This window comes from Rhodococcus sp. FW305-130 (genome assembly GCF_058788335.1).
Genome location: NZ_JBYTAP010000008.1, coordinates 1 through 20,421, shown reverse-complemented (window position 1 = coordinate 20,421; position 20,421 = coordinate 1). Strand labels below are relative to the sequence as shown.

The window sequence follows — 20,421 nt, the reverse complement described above, 5'->3', positions numbered from 1 at the left end:
CACGACGGAGTGCCTTTTGCTCGCTATCTTGCTTGCCCATGCCGTTGCCGCCCTCTTGGCTCCGCTTGTGGTGCGCAGGTTAGGGCGAAACGGCTTCTTCCCCCTCGCGATAGTCCCCCTCGCCAGCCTCGGCTGGGTCATCGACAAATGGGGCACCGTCGAGACGCTGCACATCACCTGGGTTCCCGGCCTGTCGATGGACATCGACTTCAGATTCGACGCGCTTTCCGCCATCATGGCCGTGCTCGTCCTGGGCGTCGGCACGCTGATCCTGATCTACTGCGCCCGCTACTTCAACGACGACGAACCTCGACTCGGCATCTTCGCCGCCGAGATGGTCGCCTTCGCGGGTGCCATGTTCGGACTCGTGACCAGCGACAACATGCTGCTTCTCTACGTGTTCTGGGAACTGACGACCGTCTTGTCGTTCCTGCTCGTGGGTCACTACGCCGAACGCGCCACCAGTCGCCGCGCCGCGACCCAGGCACTGCTGGTCACCACCGCCGGTGGTCTGGCGATGTTGGTCGGCATGATCATCCTCGGCCAGGTCGGCGGCAGCTACAACCTGTCCGAACTGGTCGCGAACCCGCCGACGGGGTGGCTCCCGTCCGTCGCGATCGTCTTGATCCTGATCGGTGCGCTCTCCAAATCGGCAATCGTGCCCCTGCACTTCTGGCTGCCAGGTGCGATGGCCGCACCCACCCCTGTCAGCGGTTATCTTCACGCGGCAGCAATGGTCAAGGCCGGTATCTACCTCGTCGCGCGTCTGGCTCCCGGGTACGCCGATTCGCCGCCGTGGCGCATCACCATCATCAGTTTGGGTCTGCTGTCGATGATCCTCGCCGGTTGGCGAGCCATGCGCGCGTACGACCTCAAACTCGTCCTCGCCTTCGGAACCGTCAGCCAACTCGGCTTCATGATGGTCCTGGTCGGCATCGGCACGCGTGACGCCGCCCTGGCCGGCATGACGATGGTCGTGGCGCACGCAATGTTCAAGGCCGCACTCTTCATGGTCGTTGGCATCATCGATCACACCACCGGCACCCGTGACCTGCGCAAACTTGCTCACCTGGGTAAAGCGGCACCCGCTCTCGCGATCATCGCGAGCCTCGCTGCCGCCAGCATGGCCGGTCTACCACCGCTACTCGGATTCGTCGGCAAGGAAGCCGCACTCGAATCAGTTCTCGAAACCAACGCGCTCGGCCACTGGTCGTCTATCGCCGTCGTCACGGTGATCGTGTTGGGCTCGATCCTGACCGTCGGCTACAGCGTCCGGTTCATCTGGGGAGCCTTCGGACGCAAGACCTTGAGCAAGCCGAGTCCGGCTGTGAGCAAGATGCACAAGCCGGGTTGGCTGTTCCTGTTCGCGCCCGGCCTACTCGCGGTTCTCGGTCTGGCCGCCGGCATTCTCTCGCCCCAACTCGAGAAGCTGCTGACGCCGTACTCGACCACGCTGGCCCCCGGACCTCACGCCGACTACCACCTCGCGCTGTGGCATGGATTCAACACTCCGCTGCTGCTCACCTGCATCGTCATCGCCGGCGGCATCGCGCTCTACATCGCGCAGCGTCAGATCAGCCGCCTGCATTTCGAGCACCCGCCGCTCGGCAACGCCGACCGTATCTACGACGCGACCCTGCGCGGCATGGACACCATCTCGATGCGCCTGACCGGTGCCACTCAGCGTGGTTCGCTCCCCCGCACGCAGTCGACGATTCTTGCGACGCTGGTCGTGGTGCCACTGTTCCTGCTGATCATCGACACCGATGGCGGCGGAGTCGACCTTCGGATGTGGGATTCACCCATCCAGTTCACTATCGCGCTGATGATGATTTCGGCCGCCATCGCCGCGACGCTGATGCGCAACCGACTCGCCAGCGTCATCCTCGTCGGACTCACCGGCTACGGCTGTGGCGTGTTGTTCGCGCTGCACGGCGCACCCGACCTCGCGCTGACCCAGTTCCTCGTCGAAACCTTGACCCTCGTGATCTTCGTGCTGGTACTGCGGAAGTTCCCCGCAGAGGTCGACGAGAGCAAGGCAATCGGCTTCAAGTGGCCGCGTGCGGCACTCGCCGTCGCGGTCGGTATCACCGTCACCACCATCGCGGCCTTCGCGACCAATGCGAGAAACACTCGTCCGATCTACGAACTGCTTCCCGACGCGGCCTACGACCTGGGCAACGGCAAGAACGTCGTCAACGTCCTACTCGTCGACATTCGCGCATGGGACACGCTCGGTGAGATCTCGGTGCTGCTGGTCGCGGCAACCGGCGTCGCCAGCCTCGTGTTCCGCAACCGCCGCTTCGGCATCGCGCCGCGAGTCGCGGACGCCCCCTCCGTCATCGTCGACAAGGCAGCGGCCAACTCGGACACGACGTGGTTGCGCGGCGGAGACCTCATCGATCCTCGACACCGTTCGCTGGTTCTCGAGGTCACCACGAGGTTGATCTTCCCGACCATCATGGTGTTGTCGATCTACTTCTTCTTCTCCGGTCACAATGCCCCCGGCGGCGGTTTCGCCGGAGGCCTGACGGCCGGCCTCGCCCTCGTGCTGCGTTACCTCGCCGGTGGCCGCTACGAACTCGGTGAAGCCGTACCCATCGACGCGGGCAAGATTCTCGGCCTCGGTTTGGCGCTGGCCGCGGGCACCGCCCTGGTGTCGCTGTTCCTCGGCGCTCCGGCACTCTCGTCGGCTGTCTTCGAGTTCACGCTCCCGCTCATCGGCCACGTCAAACTGGTCACCGCACTGTTCTTCGACCTGGGCGTCTACCTCATCGTGGTCGGCCTGGTCCTGGATGTACTCCGAAGTCTCGGCGCCCGCCTCGACGCAGAAATCGAGGTGAAAGCACCATGAGCGCAAATATCGGAATGCTGATCCTGATCGGCGTCCTCACGTCGGCCGGTGTCTACCTGCTGATCGAACGAAGCATCACCCGGATGCTCCTCGGACTGCTCTTGTTCGGCAACGCCATCAACCTCTTGATCCTCACTGTTGGTGGATCGGACGGGAATCCGCCCATCGTCGGCCGAGATTCGGTCCACGAGGAGATAGCGGATCCGCTCGCCCAGGGCATGATCCTGACGGCCATCGTGATCACGATGGGTATCGCCGGCTTCGTTCTGGCACTGGCGTACCGGTCTTACAAGATCAACACCGCCGACGCCGTCGAGGACGATCCCGAGGACACCAAGATCCTCAAGCGTCGCCTGCCTGCCGACGCTCCCGACCACGACCGCTCCGACGACCCGGTCACCGGCGCCCCGAGCATCGGCGGTGACGCATTCGACAAGGACGGCAACCCTATTCCCCTCGAACAACTGGTCAACCTCGAGGACATCGAATGCTACGACGACCTCCACGACGGCGACTTCGAGGACGAACCGGTACCCGACTGGGCCACCGACCTTGCTCGTAAGAAGGAATCCGAGAAGCGGCGCAAAGACGCTCGCCAGACCAAGATCGAGGGAGGTGGCGGCGCATGACCATCTCGGACAACCTGATGGGAGCCCTTGCGCCCCTGCCCGTCCTGATCCCGATGCTGGCCGCAGCTGCGACGCTGGTTGTCGGCCGACGTCCGCGTTTCCAGCGTGTCATCACACTGATCGCGCTCATCGGCGTCGTCGCGGTGTCTGGCTTGCTGCTCTACCTCGCCGACCGCGACGGTACGACGGCCGTTCAGGTCGGCGGCTGGGACTCCCCCATCGGCATCACACTCGTCGTCGACCGTCTCTCGGCGATGATGCTCGTGGTCTCGTCGGTGGTGTTGCTCGCCGTCATGATCTACGCGATCGGTCAGGGTATTCGCGACGGCAGCGAGGCCCAGCCGGTCTCGATCTTCCTGCCGACCTATCTCGCATTGACCGCCGGTATCTCGAACGCGTTCCTCGCCGGTGACCTCTTCAACCTGTACGTCGGATTCGAGGTTCTGCTCGCCGCGAGTTTCGTGCTCCTGACGCTCGGTGCCAGCGCCGACCGCGTTCGGGCCGGTGTCTCGTACGTGATGGTCTCGATGGTGTCTTCGCTGATCTTCCTGGCGGGCATCGCCTTCGCCTATGCGGCGACCGGCACCCTCAACATGGCCGACATGGCCCTGCGCTTCGACAACATTCCGCCGGGCACACGAACCGCCATCTTCGCTGTCCTGCTCGTGGCGTTCGGCATCAAGGCTGCGGTCTTCCCGCTGTCGGCGTGGCTACCGGACTCGTATCCGACCGCGCCCGCACCGATCACCGCCGTCTTCGCCGGGTTGCTCACCAAGGTCGGTGTGTACGCGATCATCCGCGCGCACTCGTTGCTGTTCCCGCAAGGAGAACTCGACAACGTACTGATGGTGTGCGGCCTGCTCACGATGGTGGTCGGCATCATGGGTGCCATCGCGCAGAGCGACATCAAACGTCTGCTCTCGTTCACACTGGTCAGCCATATCGGTTACATGATCTTCGGTATCGCACTGTCCACGACGTCCGGGCTGTCCGGCGCGATCTACTACGTCGCCCACCACATCATCGTGCAGACGACGCTCTTCCTCGTCGTGGGTCTGATCGAACGACAAGCCGGGTCGTCGTCGCTGCGCCGACTCGGCGGTCTGGCGGCGGCCAGCCCGATCCTCGCGATCGTCTTCCTGATCCCGGCACTGAATCTCGGTGGTATCCCGCCGTTCTCGGGCTTCATCGGCAAGGTCGCGCTCCTGCAGGCCGGTGCGGCCGACGCCAGCGCGCTGGCCTGGATCCTCGTCGCCGGCGGCACGATCACCAGCTTGCTGACGCTCTACGCGGTCGCCCGCGTGTGGACCAAGGCCTTCTGGCGAGCCCGCGCCGACGCGCCCGAAGGTGACCTCGCCGACGTCAGCCCGTCAGCACTGATCGACGAGTCCGAAGAGGACATCGCGTTCGTCGACCGCGAGGACGTCGGCAAGATCCCGGTCTTCATGCTGATTCCGACGGTCGGACTCGTCATCGTCGGCCTGGCACTGACGGTGTTCGCGGGCCGGATCATCGACATCAGCGACAGAGCGGCGAAGGATCTGCAAGACCGGTCCATCTACATCGACGCGGTTCTCGGCAACCACCGACCCGTGCCGGTCGACGAAGCTCCCGTCGCTGCAGACGACCCTGCTGTAGCTCCCAGTACCGACGCCCCGAACACCGAGGAGGCTCCGCGATGAAACGCGAACAGGTACTCCGCGTCGGGATCCTGCTGTGGCTGATGGTCGTATGGATCCTGTTGTGGGGCAACATCAGTTTCGGCAACATCTTCGGCGGACTCGCCGTCGGCCTGATCATCATGGTCCTGCTTCCCCTCCCCCGCGTACCGGTAGAGGGTCGGGTACATCTGCTGTCGATTCTGCGTCTGCTGTGGATGATCGTGTACTACGCGATCCAGTCGAGTATCCAGGTCGCGTGGCTGGCGATCCGTCCGTCGCCGCCGCCGGTCACCGGAGTTCTGCGGTACCAACTCGGGATCAAGTCCGACCTGGTTCTCACGCTGTGCATCGACGTACTGAACCTGATCCCGGGCACCATGGTTCTCGAGATCGACCAGAACCGGCGCATCGTCTACGTCCACGTGCTCGACGTCGGCTCGCAGAAAGCCGTCAGCGCGTTCTACCGCTCGGTGGAGGATCTCGAACGGTTGTTCATCGCGTCGTTCGAACGTGACTCGGACTGGCAACCCAGCCCGTGGCACCAGCGCGACTACGAATTCGATGCACCCCGGCAGGAGGACCAACCATGAACGGGTTCATCACCACCATCTTGATCATTTCCGGAGTGATTCTGCTGATCGCCGCTGTACTGACCACGTTCCGATTGCTCGACGGTCCGAGCTCACTCGACCGCCTCGTCGCTCTGGACACGATCATCGCGGTCTCGATGTGTGGACTCGCCGTCTGGGCCGCGTACAGCAAAGACACCACGATCGTTCCCGCGATCGTGGCGCTGGCACTGGTCGGCTTCATCGGTTCCGTGTCCGTCGCGCGCTTCCGGGTGAGTGACCAGTGATCGGCAACATCCTCGACACGATCGGGGCCATCTCCATCTTCCTCGGCGCGCTGCTCGCGCTGACCGCCGCGGTGGGAATCGTTCGCTTCCCCGACACCCTGCGTCGTATGCACGCGGCCACGAAACCTCAGGTGGTCGGACTGATCCTGGTGCTGATGGGCGCCGTGTTCCTGCTTCGTGGGAGCGTCGACATCTGGATGTTGGTCCTGGTGGGCATCTTCACGCTGCTGACCGCGCCCGTGATCGCGCACAGCGTCGGCCGAGTCGCCTACCGCGAACAGCGCGAAGAGGACGACCTCATGAAGATCAACGAGCTGGAAGACCCGGACTCTCTCCTGTAGCGGCATCCCACTCGCCGTCGCGCTCGCCCCACACCGCAAGTGCAGTGCCGGGGCGGGCGAAGAAGGTGGCGAAGTACGCGACCGACATGAGAACCAGGACAGCCATCAGCAGCGGCCCGAAGATCGCCGGGTACTCGGCCATCTGCACCGCAGCGAACCGGTACGAGAGCAACAACCCCGCGAGTAGTGCCGAGCCACCGATCAACAGACGCACTCGGAACCACCCCCAGCCTCGCTCCGGATCCCGTAGCGCCGCATCGAGGGTCAAGCACAGGACGGCACCGGCAATGAGGTCGACGCCGTAGTGGAATCCGAAGCCGAGCGTCGCGGTCAGGGTCGCAACGAGCCAGAACGATCCCAGGCTGCGAATCCACCACGGTCCGCTGCGCGAGTGGATGAACAATGCGACCGCCCACGCGGTGTGCAGGCTCGGCATGCAGTTTCGCGGTGCGGCGTCGTCGAACGGCAGCGACGACGGTGATGCGAAGTCGAAGTTGGGCACGATGTTCGGCCAGTAGTCACCGATCTGGAATCCGAACCCACGCGGACCGAAGGCGAACACCGGGCCGACCACCGGGAACAGGACGTAGAAGATCGGGCCGATCAGCCCGATGAGCAGGAACGTGCGCAGCAGGTGATGCGACGGCCATCCCTTACGTGCTTGGTAGAGGGCAACTACGATCACTGCGACGGGCAGTTCGACGTAGATCCAGTCGAGGGCTGCTGCACCGACGGGGCCCATGGCGTCGACGATCTGGCCCATCACCCACGACGGATTCCCGAGAGCCTGGTCGGCGAGGAACACGTACTCGTCCCACACGTCGGTGCCGACGAGAATGGTGATCTCCAGCCACGTCTCGGCAACCTTGGCGGCGATGATGAGCAACGCGCCGAGAGCGACGCCGTGCAGAACGCTGAGTCGACGCTCGCCGGACAACTTCCACACCGCGTACACCGCGATGGCCGTCAGCACCCAGGTGCCGCCGGTGCCCATAGTCAGCGGTCCACCCGAGAACCAGCGGATCGCGCCGACGACCACGTCGATGACAACGGCCGCGGATAACGCGTAGATGCGTTCTTTGTTGTTCAGTCCAACCAGCGCGAGAGCGAGACCCACCCAGGGCATGGTCGCCGAGCGAGGAACGAGGAAGTAGTCACCGAACAGGCTTTCCACCGGACCGAGATAGCCCTTGTACGACGCGAACGCCTGCACACCCAGCACCAGCACGGTCAATGCTGCTGTGCCGATCAGAAGGAGTCGATGAGAACTCGACCACGAACGATCCGACTGTCCGGGTACGCCCCCTCGTTGGGACCAACTGTCTATCAACACCGGACAATAGTAAACGCCGTGTGAACCGAATATGGACGCAGACTGGACAATCGGTCTGTATGCCCGTATTTCGACCCTACGAAACCATCGGCAACACGGAGTGCTCTAAGTACCCAACTCCGCGACCAATGCGTCGACTACCGCAACCAGATCGCCGCCCGTCGCTTCCGCGACACGGCGTTGACGCTGGTAGGAGGCACCGCGACGGGGAATGTCCGCCACCGACGCCAACTCGTCCGCGCAGCCGAGTGAGACCGCTATCGGCGCCAAGTCGTCGAGCAGGCGATCCAGATCGTCAGTGACGAGGCACTCGTTTGCGTCGGAGTCGAGGATGATCTCGGCGTCCAGTCCGTATCTCGCTGCGCGCCACTTGTTTTCCTTGACGTGCCACGGCTGCATGTTCGGCAGAGTCTCACCGGCACTCAGTCTGCGGTCCAGATCGACGATGAGGCAGTGGACCAGAGCAACGAGAGCACCCAGTTCAGCGCGTGTCGAGACGCCGTCGAACACCCGGACCTCGATGGTTCCCCACTTCGGCGCGGGACGGATGTCCCAGTGCATGCCGCCGATCTTGGTGATCACACCGGTCTTCATCTGGTCGTCGATGAACGACTCGTATTCGGCCCAGTTCTCGAACTGGTACGGAAGGCCGGCGGTTGGCAGCTGCTGGAACATCAACGCGCGATTGGACGCATAGCCGGTGTCCACACCGGCCCACATCGGCGAGGACGCCGACAGCGCCAACAGGTGCGGATAGCGCTGCAGCAGTGCGTTGATGATCGGGAAAACGCGATCCGCGGACGAGACACCCACGTGAACGTGCACGCCCCAGATCAGCATCTGCCGACCCCACCACTGCGTGCGTTCGATGAGTTCGTCGTAGTCGGGTGTCCGGGTGACCAGCTGCGTCGACCATTGCGCGAACGGGTGCGTGCCCGCGCTGATGAGATCGACGCCGAGCGGATTCGCAGCGCGGCGAAGCAGATCCAGTGACCTGTCGAGATCACTCATCGCCTCGCCGACCGTCGAGTGAATACCCGTGACGAGTTCGACGGTATTTCGCAGTAGTTCCTTGGTGATGTGCGGGGTTTCCGAGCCGGCAAGCTCTTCGACCGCCGAAAACACCTCGGCTGCTGTGTTGGAGAGATCTCTGGTCTTGCGATCGACCAGCGCGATCTCCCACTCCACGCCCAGCGTCGGGCGCGGCGAACCTGGAAATGGAACTACCACGCAGAGAATCCAATCACAGTGTCGGTAAAAACACCGTGCTGGCTACTGCGTGGTAGTCGCCGGAAGTGATGCAAAACTCAGGTGAGTTTGTCAGCTCTTGGTGATGACACCGCAAGCGACGCGTCCGCCGGCGTCACCGGTGTCGAGCGTCTGCTGATCCGGTGCCGGCGCGTAACGCGTCGGGATGTTGCCGAAGTTGTCCGCACCGGCATGGATCATGACGGATGTTCCACCGTTTGCGACCAGTTCGTCGACGGTGAACGCGTCGGTCGTGGTGACCAGCGTGGCGGTGCCGTCTTCGAGGACCTGAACCGAAGTGAGGTCACCGCTCGCCGGGTGGCCCGAGTGCCCCTCGGCCTGGAAGTGTCCGCCTGCCGAGAGGAAGTTACCCGGCTCTCCGCCGCTGGGAGCTACGGAATTGGTCTCGCACTTGGCGACCTGGTGAACGTGGAATCCGTGGAAGCCGGGGGTCAGGCCCTTGGCGTCGAGGGTGACCTTGACGTCGCTACCTTCCTGCGCGAACGTCACCGTTCCGACCTTGGCGCCGTCGGTGCCGTTCAGCGTTGCGGTGACAGTCTCGGCAGAAGCGCCGGCGTGAGCCGTCTCGGAACCGTGGCCGCCCGCGCTTTCGTGCGCGCTGGGATCGGCTGCACCGGTCCACACCGGAGGAGTCGTGCCGGGGACGCTGCTGGGCTCTTCGCTGTTACTGCAAGCGGTCAAGCCGAAAGCGGCAATCGCGACTACAGGGGCAACGACGCGCCAGGACATACGCCGGGTGCTGCTGGGGGCCATCGAACCGCTCCTTTGAGGTGGCGAGAAAGTGCTTCTGATCATAACGGCGCGTGTAGTAGCTGGAACCGACGGGTCAGTTCCACCTTCACGACCGGTCAGTTGGAGGTCACGATCACGATCACGCCAGGTGACGCGTTCGCGATGCCGGCGAATCGAGGTTCTGCGGTGACTCCGAGTTCAGCTGCGATCTTCTGCGCCGCTGCCTTCTCCGCCGCGGACGATCCGTAGTACACCGTCGTCGTACTGACGGTGCCCTCGCTGTAGTTACCCGTCTCCTCGACGTTCCAACCTGCAGCCGTCAATTCCTCGGCAGTGCCTGCTGCCAGACCGGAGACGGTGCTGTTGTTGAGAACTCGAACGCTGATATTCGACGTGTCGACGCCGCTCGCGGAGCTGGAAGTCGTGGTCGTCGAAGATCCCGAGGGACGCGACGTAGTGGTGGTATCGCCCGAAGCGGGTTGCGTCGTCGCTGCCGGCTTGGAAGTGGCAGGTGCCGGCGCGGGGGCGCTCGTCGTGGCAGACGCCGAGGATTCGGTCTGCTCTGCTGCGGTGTTCTCGTCGCCCGATCCACCGTCGCTCGATCCACCCAGTGAGGCTGCTCCGAGACCGATGAACACGATCGCCAACGCGATCAACACCATGGCGATTGCGCGAAGCGGAGGTCCGGACGGCTGCTCTTTCGGGGTACTCACGATGTCGACCTTATCGCCAGTGCGTGGACAGCCCGATCATATGTACGCGTGATTCAGGTGACCTCGAAGCCGAGGCGACGGGCGGCCCTGGCCTTCTGACGGCTGGCACGCAGACGACGCAGGCGCTTGACCAGCATGGGATCAGCCGCCAAGGATTCGGGGCGATCGACCAAGGCATTGAGAACCTGGTAGTAGCGGGTTGCCGACATGTCGAACAACTCCTTGATGGCTTCTTCCTTCGCACCGGCGTACTTCCACCACTGGCGCTCGAAGGAGAGGATGTCGTGCTCCCGGCGGGTGAGGCCGTCTTCGCCCACCTCGTGCATGCCTGCTGTATCTACTACCGAATCGTCGGCGCCAGTGCCTTCGGACTGGTTCCGACTACGCGCGGTTGCGCCGTCCATGTCACTCCTCGACTGCTGTGCTCGGCGTCAGCGAGACTCGTATGCCCGGTGTTCTTTTCCGACCGATATTCTCGCGGCCGTGAGTTTCCCGGTCCCCTGGCCCGAAGGTAACTCACAATTTCCCCCGCGGCCCACGTTCCGACCGAGCAACGAATTACATCGCTGTTCTTCAGCAACCATTGAACCATGATCGAGTGTGCGGGCCGTGATAACTGCGCGGGCGCGCCGCACTATCCTTGTCCGCATGGCTATCCTCCCCATCCGAATCGTCGGCGACCCGGTACTGCACAAGGCGACAGAGCCGGTCACTCAGTCTCCGGCCGAGATCGCCGAACTGATCGCAGACATGTACGAGACGATGGACGCCGCCAACGGCGTCGGTCTGGCGGCCAATCAGGTCGGCGTTTCACTCCGAGTCTTCGTCTACGACTGCCCCGGTGACGACCGCAGCAGCGAGCGTCGTCGCGGCGTCGTCGTGAACCCGGTACTCGAGACGTCCGAAATCCCCCAGACGATGCCCGACCCGGAAGAAGACTTCGAGGGTTGCCTTTCCGTTCCCGGCGAGCAGTTCCCGACGGGCCGCGCCGATTGGGCGAAGGTCACCGGCACCGACGCCGACGGCAACCCGATCGAGGTCGAGGGCACCGGATTCTTCGCACGGATGCTCCAGCACGAGACCGGGCATCTCGACGGTTTCCTCTACACGGACGTGCTGATCGGCCGCAACGCGCGCGCCGCCAAGAAGATCATCAAGCGTTCCGGTTGGGGCAAGCCCGGTCTGACCTGGACGCCGGGCACCGTCGACGATCCGTTCGGTCACGACGACGACGATTACGAAGACTGAGAATTCCGCTCTGAACGGCAACATTTCGATCGGTAGCCGGGTGGTTTTGCGATACAAGCTCCCACCCGGCTATTCGCATCCCATGACCGACGTCATCGGCATCCTCGAGGGCGCCGATCCCATCGCCGTCCGCAGCGGCGACGGTCGGCTGGTCCAGGTCTCCGCCGATCAGGTGATCGCACTCAAGACTCTCTCGGCCCGCCCGATTCGCATCGGCGAGATTCGAAACCTCGAAACGGCTGCTGCTGCGGCGTGGCCGGGGGTCGAGCAGGCGTGGATCGACGGTTGGTTGCTGCGCGCCGGTCACGGTTTCACCGGCCGCGCCAATTCAGCTTTGCCGCTCGGTGGTGCGGGGACGGTTGCCGGCTTCGACGCGAGCACCATCGAACGGATACGCCAGTGGTTCGGTGACCGCGGCCTGCCGACCCTGCTTCTCCTCCCCGATCGACTCGGCACCGCTCCGGACGGGTGGACCAGCGAGAAGGAAACCATCGTGATGGCCGCCGATCTGGGCAGTGTCACGCTGCCGCTCGGTCCTCCGGTCACCTCGTTCGCCGACCGCCCCGACCACAACTGGCTGTCGACGTACGACGCCCACGGAGATCCGGCGTACGTCGAGGCGGTCCTCACGGCTGTCGTGGGCAGTGCAACTTTCGGCGCGATCGGAAACACCGACACGACGCTTGCCATCGGGCGCGCTGCGCTCACCGAGGCGCCCGATGGCAAGCGCTGGGTAGGACTGACCGGCATTCACGTCGCCCCTGAACACCGTCGTCACGGAATCGGGTCGCTGATCTGCGGAGATCTACTCTCCTGGGGTCGTCAGAACGGTGCGACGCACGCGTACCTCCAGGTTTCGGCGGAGAACTCCGCGGCGATCGCGCTCTACGAGCGGCTCGGATTCGTCGAACACCACCGCTACCGATACGCCACCGATCCTGTCGGCGGCTGACGCTAGGCTTGCCCTCGTGCGCATCGCTACTTGGAACGTCAACTCCGTCCGTGCCCGTACCGACAGGATCATCGACTGGCTCGGTCGATCCGACGTCGACGTCCTGGCAATGCAGGAAACCAAGTGCAAGGACGAGCAGTTTCCGTACGAACGCTTCAAGGAAATCGGCTACGAGGTCGCCCACGTCGGGTTGAGCCAGTGGAACGGTGTCGCCATCGCTTCCCGCGTCGGCTTGGACGACGTGCAGATCGGATTCGAGGATCAGCCCGGGTTCGACAAGGATCCCGAAGCAGACCCGGTCCGCGAGGCACGTGCGATCGGTGCCACCTGCGGCGGTGTGCGGGTGTGGAGCCTGTACGTCCCCAACGGCCGTGAGCTGGAAGACCCGCATTACGCCTACAAGCTGGATTGGCTGGCGAAGCTGCGCGACGACGCGGAGGGCTGGCTCAAGCAGGATCCCGACGCGCAGATCGCACTGGTCGGTGACTGGAACGTCGCTCCCACGGACGACGACGTGTGGGATCCCGCTTTCTTCGAGGGCAAGACCCACACGTCGGAGCCGGAACGAGCTGCGTTCACTGCCTTCACCGAGTCCGGGTTCGCGGACGTCGTTCGCCCGTACACCCCCGGCCCCGGTGTGTACACGTACTGGGACTACACGCAGCTTCGCTTCCCGAAGAAGCAGGGCATGCGAATCGACTTCATCCTCGGCTCACCGGCATTCGCAGCGCGCGTCGAGGCGGCCGAGATCGATCGAAACGAGCGAAAAGGCAAGGGCGCCAGCGATCACGCTCCAGTGATCGTAAAGCTCGGGTGATCGTAAAGCTCGGAGCCTGATCGTCTGTTTGCAACCTCCGGCGGCTAGTCCTCGACGAGCAGTTCCAGATACTCGGGATGCTCGCCGAGGTACCGCTGAACATAGGTGCACACAGGCCGCACCGACCATTCACGTTCACGGGCGCAGTCCATCGCGAACTGCACGAGTACGGCTGCCAGTCCCTGCCCGCCGTACTCCTCCTTGACGACGGTATGCATGTACGCAACCACGTCGCCCGCTTCGGCTCCGCTCCCCGAAATCTCGTCCTCGTCGCGGTATCCGAGGATGCCGACCAACTCGTCGTCGGAGAGCAGTTCGAATCGTTCGTGCGACGGATTGTCCACGAGCGTGACTTCCGGTGAGGTTCCGGTTCTCGAGTTTTCGATGTCGTTCATTGCGGCGACCTCCACGGCACGATCTGCAACTGCGCGATCTGCGACTGCTGCGTTCGCACGCTCTCCATAACTGTGATCCATGCCACTCATAGAATCAGCTACCGACGACGCTGTCCCGGGTTCGACCAATTTTTGCACCGCGAACGACTCCACCGCAATCGCAGTGAAACGCTTTTTCGGGGTTGAGATAGAGTCGCCCGGTGCCGCTGTGACAGCGGGCACAAATTTCATACAACCACCACGGGGGCTCGCACCAGCGGGCTGAGAGGACGGCTAGGGCCGTCGACCGGATGAACCTGACCGGATAATGCCGGCGTAGGGAGCGCACCATGCAGGAGAAGTCTGTCCGTACGGCTGTTCACGCGACTGTCCACACCGCTGTGACAACCGGCCCGATCGAGGGCAGTAGCAAGCACTACGTCGAATCGGATTCTCTCCGGATCCCACTCCGACGCGTCACTCTCACCAATGGTGAGCATCTGGACCTGTACGACACGTCAGGTCCTTACACCGACACGGACGCCGACATCGACCTCGATGCAGGGCTCCCGACGACCAGGGACACCTGGGAACGCCCGGAAAGCAATCGGACGCAACTGGAATGCGCCCGAGACGGTGTGATCACCCCGGAGATGCGCTATTGCGCTGCACGCGAGGGCGTTTCAGCCGAACTGGTGCGTTCCGAGGTGGCTCGCGGGCGGGCGGTAATTCCCGCGAACCATCGCCACGGCGAGCTGGAGCCGATGATCATCGGCAAGAAGTTCGCCGTCAAGATCAACGCGAATATCGGGAACTCGGCCGTAACCTCCTCTGTTGCAGAGGAAGTCGAAAAGATGGTGTGGGCGATCCGCTGGGGCGCCGACACCATCATGGACCTGTCCACCGGCAAGGACATCCACCTGACCCGTGAATGGATTCTGCGCAACTCACCCGTACCGGTCGGCACCGTACCGATCTACCAGGCACTCGAGAAAGTCAACGGAGATCCCACTGCTCTGACATGGGAAATCTACCGCGACACGGTAATCGAGCAGTGCGAGCAGGGCGTCGACTACATGACCGTGCATGCCGGTGTACGAATCGGTTACATCGCTCTGACTGCTGGTCGCGTCACGGGAATCGTCTCGCGCGGCGGCGCGATCATGGCCGCGTGGTGCATGCACCACAGGCAGGAATCGTTCCTCTACACCCACTTCGACGAACTGTGCGAGATCTTGCGCCAATACGACGTCACGTTCTCCCTCGGTGACGGGCTTCGACCGGGATCGATCGCCGACGCCAACGACGCCGCCCAATTCGCGGAGCTTCGCACTCTGGGAGAACTCACGCAGATTGCGAAATCCGCAGGAGTCCAGGTCATGATCGAGGGCCCCGGACACGTTCCCATGGACAAGATCGAGGAAAACGTCCGCCTGGAAGAAGAGCTCTGCGACGAGGCACCGTTCTACACCCTCGGACCGCTCGCTACCGATATCGCGCCGGCGTACGACCACATCACCTCCGCCATCGGTGCGGCGATGATCGCACGGGCGGGAACGGCGATGCTCTGTTACGTCACACCCAAGGAACACCTCGGCCTGCCCAACCGAGACGACGTGAAAACCGGTGTGATCACCTACAAGATCGCTGCCCATGCAGCAGACCTGGCAAAAGGGCACCCGAATGCACAGGCCCGCGACGACGCACTGTCCAAGGCGCGCTTCGAATTTCGCTGGTTGGACCAGTTCGCTTTGTCACTCGACCCGGACACCGCCAGGGAGTTCCACGACGAGACACTACCGGCAGAGCCCGCCAAGACCGCACATTTCTGCTCGATGTGCGGGCCGAAGTTCTGCTCGATGCGGATCTCGGCGGACGTACGTCAGTACGCGGAAATCCTGGAAGCGGAAATCCCGGAAACCGAGTCCATCCGGACCGAGCTGCCGTTTCCCCAGGTCCGGTCGGTAGGCTCGTCGTCGTGAAGCTGCTGCCCCTGACCCCCGCCGGACAGACCCCGATTCGGGCATTGACCATCGCCGGAACCGACTCCGGCGGCGGAGCCGGCATTCAAGCCGATTCCCGCACGATGGCGATGTGCGGAGTACACGCCTGTGTGGCCGTCGCCGCTGTGACGGTCCAGAATTCGGTGGGCGTCAGCGGATTCCACGAGATTCCGCCGGAGATCGTCGCCGACCAGGTGCGCGTCGTGGTCTCGGACATCGGCGTCGGCGCAGCGAAGACGGGAATGCTGGCCTCGACGACGATCATCGAAGCGGTAGCCGCAGTTGCCGCCGAGGTGGGGATCGGCCGCGACCGGCCGATCCCGCTGGTGGTCGACCCCGTGTGCGCGTCGATGCACGGCGATCCGCTGTTGCACGAAGAAGCTCTCGACGCGGTCCGCAACACCTTGATTCCGGCTGCCACGGTGGTCACTCCGAACCTCGACGAGGTTCGGTTGATCACCGGCATCGAGGTCGTCGACGACAAGAGCGCCCGCCAAGCGGCAGAAGCATTGCATGCGCTCGGCGCTCAATGGTCCATCGTCAAGGGCGGCCACCTTCGTACTTCGGAGTTGTCCACCGATCTGTTGTTCGACGGCGACCGTTTCCTCGAATTCAGCAGTGCCCGGATCGACACCGGCAACGATCACGGCGGCGGAGACACGCTGGCCGCTGCGATCACTTGCGCTCTCGCACATGGCTATTCCGTTCCGGACGCGGTGGCGTTCGGCAAAGAGTGGGTGACCAAGTGTCTCGAGGCGTCGTACGACCTCGGCGCAGGACATGGTCCGGTGTCCCCGCTTTGGCGGCTCCAGTTCTAGTGCGCTAGTTCCGGCGTACGCGCCAGATTCCCAGGTCGACGGGAACTCCGTTGGGAGTGGTCGCGAAAAACCCTCGCCGCCATGGCCGGATCGTGAGATCGAGATCCTCCAGGGTGCCGGCTTCGAGTTCCTCGAGAGTTGTCGCCGACATCATGACGTTGCCGTCGCCGCCCAAGCCCATCATCCGGGCGGCGATGGTCACGTCGACGCCGAGCCAGTCGTCGCCGATCTGGCGCGGAGTACCCGTGTGGAGGCCGACGCGCATTCGTGGGGTGTATCCGTCGAGGTCGACTTCCGCGAGTGCGTCCTGCGCGGTGAACACCGCCTTCAAAGCCGCATCCGGGCGAATGAACACGGCCATCAGACCGTCGCCCATCCGTTTGACGACGTGTCCGCCGTTGTCGGTGATCGGGGTTTCCACGGCCTGCGCCACGGCACGCAGGAGCGTCAGCGTGGCGCCGTCACCGGCTTCGAGCGACCAGGTGGAGAAGCCAACCAGATCGGTGAAGACGATGGTCAGTTCTTGATCACCGCGGCCGCGGCCCATCTTTTCCAGCGCCGCCTGCCACACCTGCAGTGCTCCGAGGCTCACTTCGCGAGTGGCTGCCGGCTTCTGATCGAGCAATCTGTCAGCGACGCGAGCCACGGCACGAGCACCGCCAGGACCTGCCAGCGAGAGCGGGTCTCCGAATCCGGGATCACCGGGTAGTGCCCGCCTCAGCCGTCGTAGCGCGTCGATGAGCTGCTGCCGACGGTTCAGTTCTGCCGCAGAGTTCAAGACGACGTCGACGACGCCTCGAACCGAGGAGGAAGGAGCACCTGTCGTGTCGGTGCCCTCCGGGGACAGATCAGCCATAACTCAAGCGTAACTCAGAGTTACAGACAGTGTGCTGCCGCCGTTCTCGCACAGTGGCCTCCTGGTCGCTCGCACAGTCGATCATTCGGTCAGTCGATCATTCGGTCAGTCGATCATTCGGTTCTGGCCTGTGTCCGGGCATCGCCGACGGGAACGCCGTTCGGCCCGCTCAAATCCTGGGCATACGTCGCAACTCCGAAGGCTACTGCAGAAGCGTTGGCAGCGAGCGCTTCGCGATCGATGTTCGCGAGGTTGTCCTGGGCACTGTGGTAGTTCGGGTCGAAGGTCTCCTCCGCTTCGCCGCCCCACTTCTCGGCCTGAGCCGGCGTCTTGCGTTCGTCCGCGCCGCTGAACACTCCGCCCGCCGGGATTCCGATCTCGATGAACGGGCCGTAGTCGGAACGCCCGTCGAAGTCCGTTCCGTCCGCCGCAATCCCCCGATCGGCGAGAAAATCGACGAAGGTGCGCTCGATGCCTGCCGAACCCTCGGGCCCTGGCCCCTCCCCGACCGCATCCGAGTTGTCACCGTCGTAAGCCAGGTATCCGGCATTGGGCGAACCGAGCATGTCGAAATTCAGATACAGGGCGATGTCGGCCCGTTCCTGATCGCTCAGACCTTCCACGTAACGGGTGGAGCCGACCAATCCCACTTCTTCCGCTCCCCAGAAAGCGAAACGCACGGCATTCTCGATGCTCGGTGAGCTTCCCATCTGCAGCGCGGTTTCCAGCACGGCTGCGGTGCCGCTTCCGTTGTCGTTGATTCCGGGACCTTCCGGCACACTGTCCAGGTGGGCGCCCACGACAACCACGTTGTCGGTCGCGCCGGTCTTGGTCTGTGCAATCACGTTGCGCGACTTCGTCGTTTCCGTCGACGTGTCGAGAATCAGCGTGAGGTCTCCGGGCGCTACGGCAAGAGCCTCGCCCGACGCCTTGCTCACCCCGCCGGTCGGGATGCGGGCGTCTTCGGGTTCACCCAAGGTTGCCCCGCCCAGCATCGCGTCCTCGTTGTTGGCAACCAACAACGCTGCCGCGCCGCGGTCAGCGGCGATCTTCTGCTTGTCGCCGAACGGGCACACTCCGCGGGTGACCAGCACGATTGCACCGTTCACGTCGCGGCCGTCGTAGTCGGTGGCCTCGCAACCTGGTGTCTCGTCGGCGGGAATCACCACCAGGCGTGCCGTGATTCCGGTCGGTCCCGTGGAGGGGGAATATGTCAACGCCCGCACCGGAACATCGGAGCCGTCAGTAGCTTTCAGGGATTCGGTGCCGGGATCGAAGGAGCTGAAGTCGAATTCCGGGGTACTGACGTCGAAGCCCTTGTCTTCGAGCAGGTTTGCCACGTAGTCGACACTGGCGTCGTAGCCGGGGGTTCCGGCCGATCGATTGCCGTCGTTGTTACCGGCGATCTTCTCGAGTTGCTCCAGATGCCCGGTCACTGCGTCGACCGTGACGGTCTCGGAGAATGCCACCGGGTCTGCCGGGACGGCTGCTTCACTTCCCGACGACGAGCATCCACTCACCACGAGTGCTCCAGCCATTCCGACCACAACCACACCGAAGAGTCTCATCTTCGGAGGATATCGGCCGAAGCACAGGAAAGGGACCCAGTACGAATGGTTTTTCGTACTGGGTCCCTACTCTGCTGTCACTCCGCGTTCTCGGTAGGTCTCCCGACAACACCTACCGAGGGAGCGACAAGATCAGGCGTCGCGACGATTCACGATGACAATACTTGCTCCGAAAATCACCAGAACGAAGGCCGCGAAGTAGATCAGGCTGCCCCAGGGTCCCCAGTGGAAATCAAGGCTTCCGCCGCCAGGGCTGAGGAAGTGGTTTGCATTCGCGAACGGCAGGAACGGGGTGATCTTCTCGCCGACACTGCCGAACAGTCCGAACAGGCTCTCGATGAGCAGCGGCCAGAGCAGGAGCAACGCAATAGCGCCCGCAGACTGCCGGATGATCGATCCGACGCCGACAGCAAGAATCACGCAGAGGAAGGCGTACACCGGGATGCCGTAAATCGCACGCCAGTCATCGCCGGTCGACAGGGTCAGGCCCGTGCTGGCCTCGGTACCGGCCATGGCTTTGGCCACCGCATAGGACCCGAAAGCGAGGACAAACGTCAGCACCGCGCCGAAGGCACCGATGAGGCCGGCTTTGGCGATGAGAACCGAGGCACGGTTCGGAACTGCCTGGAACGTGGTGCGGATGGTCCCGAAGCGGTACTCACTGGTGACCGCGAGGGCCGCCATGATCATGAGAACCATGATTCCGAAACCCGAGATGCCGGCCGTGGCAACGGCGGTGTCGAGGTCCGGTGCTCCCTGGACATCGGAGGACGTCAGAGCCGACTTGGCAACCGCGCCCATGATGGCAGCGAAGCCGAGTGCGAGCACGACGATGATGACCGAGCACCAGAGCGGCGACTTGGTCGTGGTGATCTTGATACGTTCAGCACTGAGAACAGCCATTACAGTGCACCTCCCATAGCCTGCTGTGTGTTTGCCTGCTGCGTATTTGCATGGTGTGCACCAGCACCCGGATCGATACCGGACGCGTGGTACTGGACATCGTCTCCGGTCAACTTCATGAACGCATCCTCGAGCGAACCCTGCTGGGACGCCAACTCGTACAACACGATTCCCTGCGAACCAGCCAGACCGCCGATCACATCAGTCGTCGAATCCACGACCACCAACGCCGGCGCAACACCGGAACCGTCCTCACGCACCGTCAACCCCTGCGAGAGCAACACACTGCGCAACGCATCGAGCTGAGGACTGCGCACCCGCACCGTCGACTCCGACGAGCGATCCACGAACTCCGCCACCGTCGAATCCGAAATCAACCGACCCCGGCCGATCACCACCAACTGCTCCGCCGTCAATGCCATCTCCGAGAGAAGGTGACTCGACACCAGCACCGTGCGGCCCTCGGCCGCCAACCGCTGCATGAACTTACGAAT

General features: G+C 63.5%; 21 protein-coding genes. 11 read left to right on the top strand and 10 right to left on the bottom strand.

Going from position 1 to position 20,421, the window contains the following annotated elements; translation table 11 throughout:
* Positions 1 to 16 precede the first annotated feature (16 nt).
* Genes AC3WQS_RS23650 through mnhG form a run of 6 tightly spaced genes read left to right on the top strand, consistent with a single transcriptional unit; the run spans position 17 to position 6,341 of the window.
* Entirely contained in the window at positions 17 to 2,854 is a 2,838-nt protein-coding gene (locus tag AC3WQS_RS23650) for a Na+/H+ antiporter subunit A (RefSeq protein WP_019744494.1), read from the top strand.
* Positions 2,851 to 3,483, top strand: coding sequence for a Na(+)/H(+) antiporter subunit C (locus AC3WQS_RS23645; RefSeq protein ID WP_019744495.1), 633 nt, complete (start codon positions 2,851 to 2,853; stop codon positions 3,481 to 3,483). The genes AC3WQS_RS23650 and AC3WQS_RS23645 overlap by 4 nt, the downstream gene beginning before the upstream one ends.
* The gene (locus AC3WQS_RS23640; RefSeq protein ID WP_021343340.1) at positions 3,480 to 5,165 is read left to right on the top strand and encodes a Na+/H+ antiporter subunit D; all 1,686 of its coding nucleotides are present in this window, start codon (positions 3,480 to 3,482) and stop codon (positions 5,163 to 5,165) included. The genes AC3WQS_RS23645 and AC3WQS_RS23640 overlap by 4 nt, the downstream gene beginning before the upstream one ends.
* Positions 5,162 to 5,734, top strand: coding sequence for a Na+/H+ antiporter subunit E (locus AC3WQS_RS23635; protein ID WP_003945063.1), 573 nt, complete (start codon positions 5,162 to 5,164; stop codon positions 5,732 to 5,734). Before AC3WQS_RS23640 ends, AC3WQS_RS23635 begins: the two co-directional genes overlap by 4 nt.
* On the top strand, positions 5,731 to 6,000 hold the full coding sequence (locus tag AC3WQS_RS23630) for a monovalent cation/H+ antiporter complex subunit F (protein ID WP_003945061.1): 270 nt from the start codon (positions 5,731 to 5,733) through the stop codon (positions 5,998 to 6,000). Before AC3WQS_RS23635 ends, AC3WQS_RS23630 begins: the two co-directional genes overlap by 4 nt.
* On the top strand, positions 5,997 to 6,341 hold the full coding sequence (gene mnhG, locus AC3WQS_RS23625) for a monovalent cation/H(+) antiporter subunit G (RefSeq protein WP_003945045.1): 345 nt from the start codon (positions 5,997 to 5,999) through the stop codon (positions 6,339 to 6,341). The genes AC3WQS_RS23630 and mnhG overlap by 4 nt, the downstream gene beginning before the upstream one ends.
* On the opposite strand, the gene AC3WQS_RS23620 is transcribed toward mnhG, so the two are convergent.
* The 5 genes from AC3WQS_RS23620 to napA form a co-directional block, all read right to left on the bottom strand.
* Positions 6,307 to 7,674: a phosphatase PAP2 family protein gene (locus AC3WQS_RS23620; RefSeq protein ID WP_317558303.1), complete on the bottom strand. Its 1,368-nt coding sequence runs from the start codon at positions 7,672 to 7,674 to the stop codon at positions 6,307 to 6,309. The two genes, mnhG and AC3WQS_RS23620, sit on opposite strands and share 35 nt — an antisense overlap.
* A 105-nt stretch (positions 7,675 to 7,779) precedes the next feature.
* Positions 7,780 to 8,904, bottom strand: coding sequence for a glutamate--cysteine ligase (locus AC3WQS_RS23615; RefSeq protein ID WP_003945034.1), 1,125 nt, complete (start codon positions 8,902 to 8,904; stop codon positions 7,780 to 7,782).
* Between the two features lie 90 nt (positions 8,905 to 8,994).
* On the bottom strand, positions 8,995 to 9,696 hold the full coding sequence (gene sodC, locus AC3WQS_RS23610; RefSeq protein ID WP_020906693.1) for a superoxide dismutase[Cu-Zn]: 702 nt from the start codon (positions 9,694 to 9,696) through the stop codon (positions 8,995 to 8,997).
* A gap of 95 nt (positions 9,697 to 9,791) precedes the next feature.
* On the bottom strand, positions 9,792 to 10,388 hold the full coding sequence (locus AC3WQS_RS23605) for a LytR C-terminal domain-containing protein (protein WP_097387691.1): 597 nt from the start codon (positions 10,386 to 10,388) through the stop codon (positions 9,792 to 9,794).
* A gap of 53 nt (positions 10,389 to 10,441) precedes the next feature.
* Positions 10,442 to 10,792 (bottom strand): nucleoid-associated protein NapA, encoded by a 351-nt coding sequence (gene napA, locus AC3WQS_RS23600; protein WP_007730120.1) that lies wholly within the window; start codon positions 10,790 to 10,792, stop codon positions 10,442 to 10,444.
* A 244-nt stretch (positions 10,793 to 11,036) separates the two neighbouring features.
* Here napA and AC3WQS_RS23595 point away from each other — a divergent pair, with 244 nt between their 5' ends.
* From AC3WQS_RS23595 to AC3WQS_RS23585, 3 genes are read left to right on the top strand one after another with little or no spacing between them, the layout of a single operon-like run.
* Entirely contained in the window at positions 11,037 to 11,636 is a 600-nt protein-coding gene (locus tag AC3WQS_RS23595; RefSeq protein ID WP_019744501.1) for a peptide deformylase, read from the top strand.
* A gap of 10 nt (positions 11,637 to 11,646) precedes the next feature.
* Complete coding sequence (locus tag AC3WQS_RS23590) at positions 11,647 to 12,588, top strand: N-acetylglutamate synthase, CG3035 family (protein ID WP_430459317.1); 942 nt, start codon at positions 11,647 to 11,649, stop codon at positions 12,586 to 12,588.
* A 16-nt stretch (positions 12,589 to 12,604) separates the two neighbouring features.
* Complete coding sequence (locus AC3WQS_RS23585) at positions 12,605 to 13,405, top strand: exodeoxyribonuclease III (RefSeq protein ID WP_020906690.1); 801 nt, start codon at positions 12,605 to 12,607, stop codon at positions 13,403 to 13,405.
* Between the two features lie 44 nt (positions 13,406 to 13,449).
* On the opposite strand, the gene AC3WQS_RS23580 is transcribed toward AC3WQS_RS23585, so the two are convergent.
* Entirely contained in the window at positions 13,450 to 13,881 is a 432-nt protein-coding gene (locus AC3WQS_RS23580) for a GNAT family N-acetyltransferase (RefSeq protein ID WP_223257849.1), read from the bottom strand.
* Positions 13,882 to 14,129: 248 nt separating this feature from the next.
* Between AC3WQS_RS23580 and thiC the strand changes: the two genes are divergently transcribed.
* Both thiC and thiD read left to right on the top strand, forming a co-directional pair.
* Entirely contained in the window at positions 14,130 to 15,761 is a 1,632-nt protein-coding gene (thiC, locus tag AC3WQS_RS23575; RefSeq protein ID WP_474339201.1) for a phosphomethylpyrimidine synthase ThiC, read from the top strand.
* The gene (gene thiD / locus AC3WQS_RS23570; RefSeq protein ID WP_492712816.1) at positions 15,758 to 16,600 is read left to right on the top strand and encodes a bifunctional hydroxymethylpyrimidine kinase/phosphomethylpyrimidine kinase; all 843 of its coding nucleotides are present in this window, start codon (positions 15,758 to 15,760) and stop codon (positions 16,598 to 16,600) included. The genes thiC and thiD overlap by 4 nt, the downstream gene beginning before the upstream one ends.
* A 4-nt stretch (positions 16,601 to 16,604) precedes the next feature.
* Here the strand turns inward: thiD and AC3WQS_RS23565 are convergent, their stop codons facing one another.
* From AC3WQS_RS23565 to AC3WQS_RS23550, 4 genes are all read right to left on the bottom strand, one after another.
* The gene (locus tag AC3WQS_RS23565; protein ID WP_019744506.1) at positions 16,605 to 17,456 is read right to left on the bottom strand and encodes an adenylate/guanylate cyclase domain-containing protein; all 852 of its coding nucleotides are present in this window, start codon (positions 17,454 to 17,456) and stop codon (positions 16,605 to 16,607) included.
* 113 nt (positions 17,457 to 17,569) lie between these two features.
* Entirely contained in the window at positions 17,570 to 19,024 is a 1,455-nt protein-coding gene (locus AC3WQS_RS23560; protein WP_020906687.1) for a M20/M25/M40 family metallo-hydrolase, read from the bottom strand.
* Positions 19,025 to 19,156: 132 nt separating this feature from the next.
* A complete protein-coding gene (locus AC3WQS_RS23555; RefSeq protein ID WP_019744508.1) occupies positions 19,157 to 19,927 on the bottom strand; it encodes an ABC transporter permease in 771 nt (256 codons plus the stop codon).
* Positions 19,927 to 20,421 (bottom strand): DUF8746 domain-containing protein (locus tag AC3WQS_RS23550; RefSeq protein ID WP_492741562.1); only part of this gene is annotated, 495 nt, incomplete at its 5' end. The genes AC3WQS_RS23550 and AC3WQS_RS23555, both read right to left, overlap by 1 nt.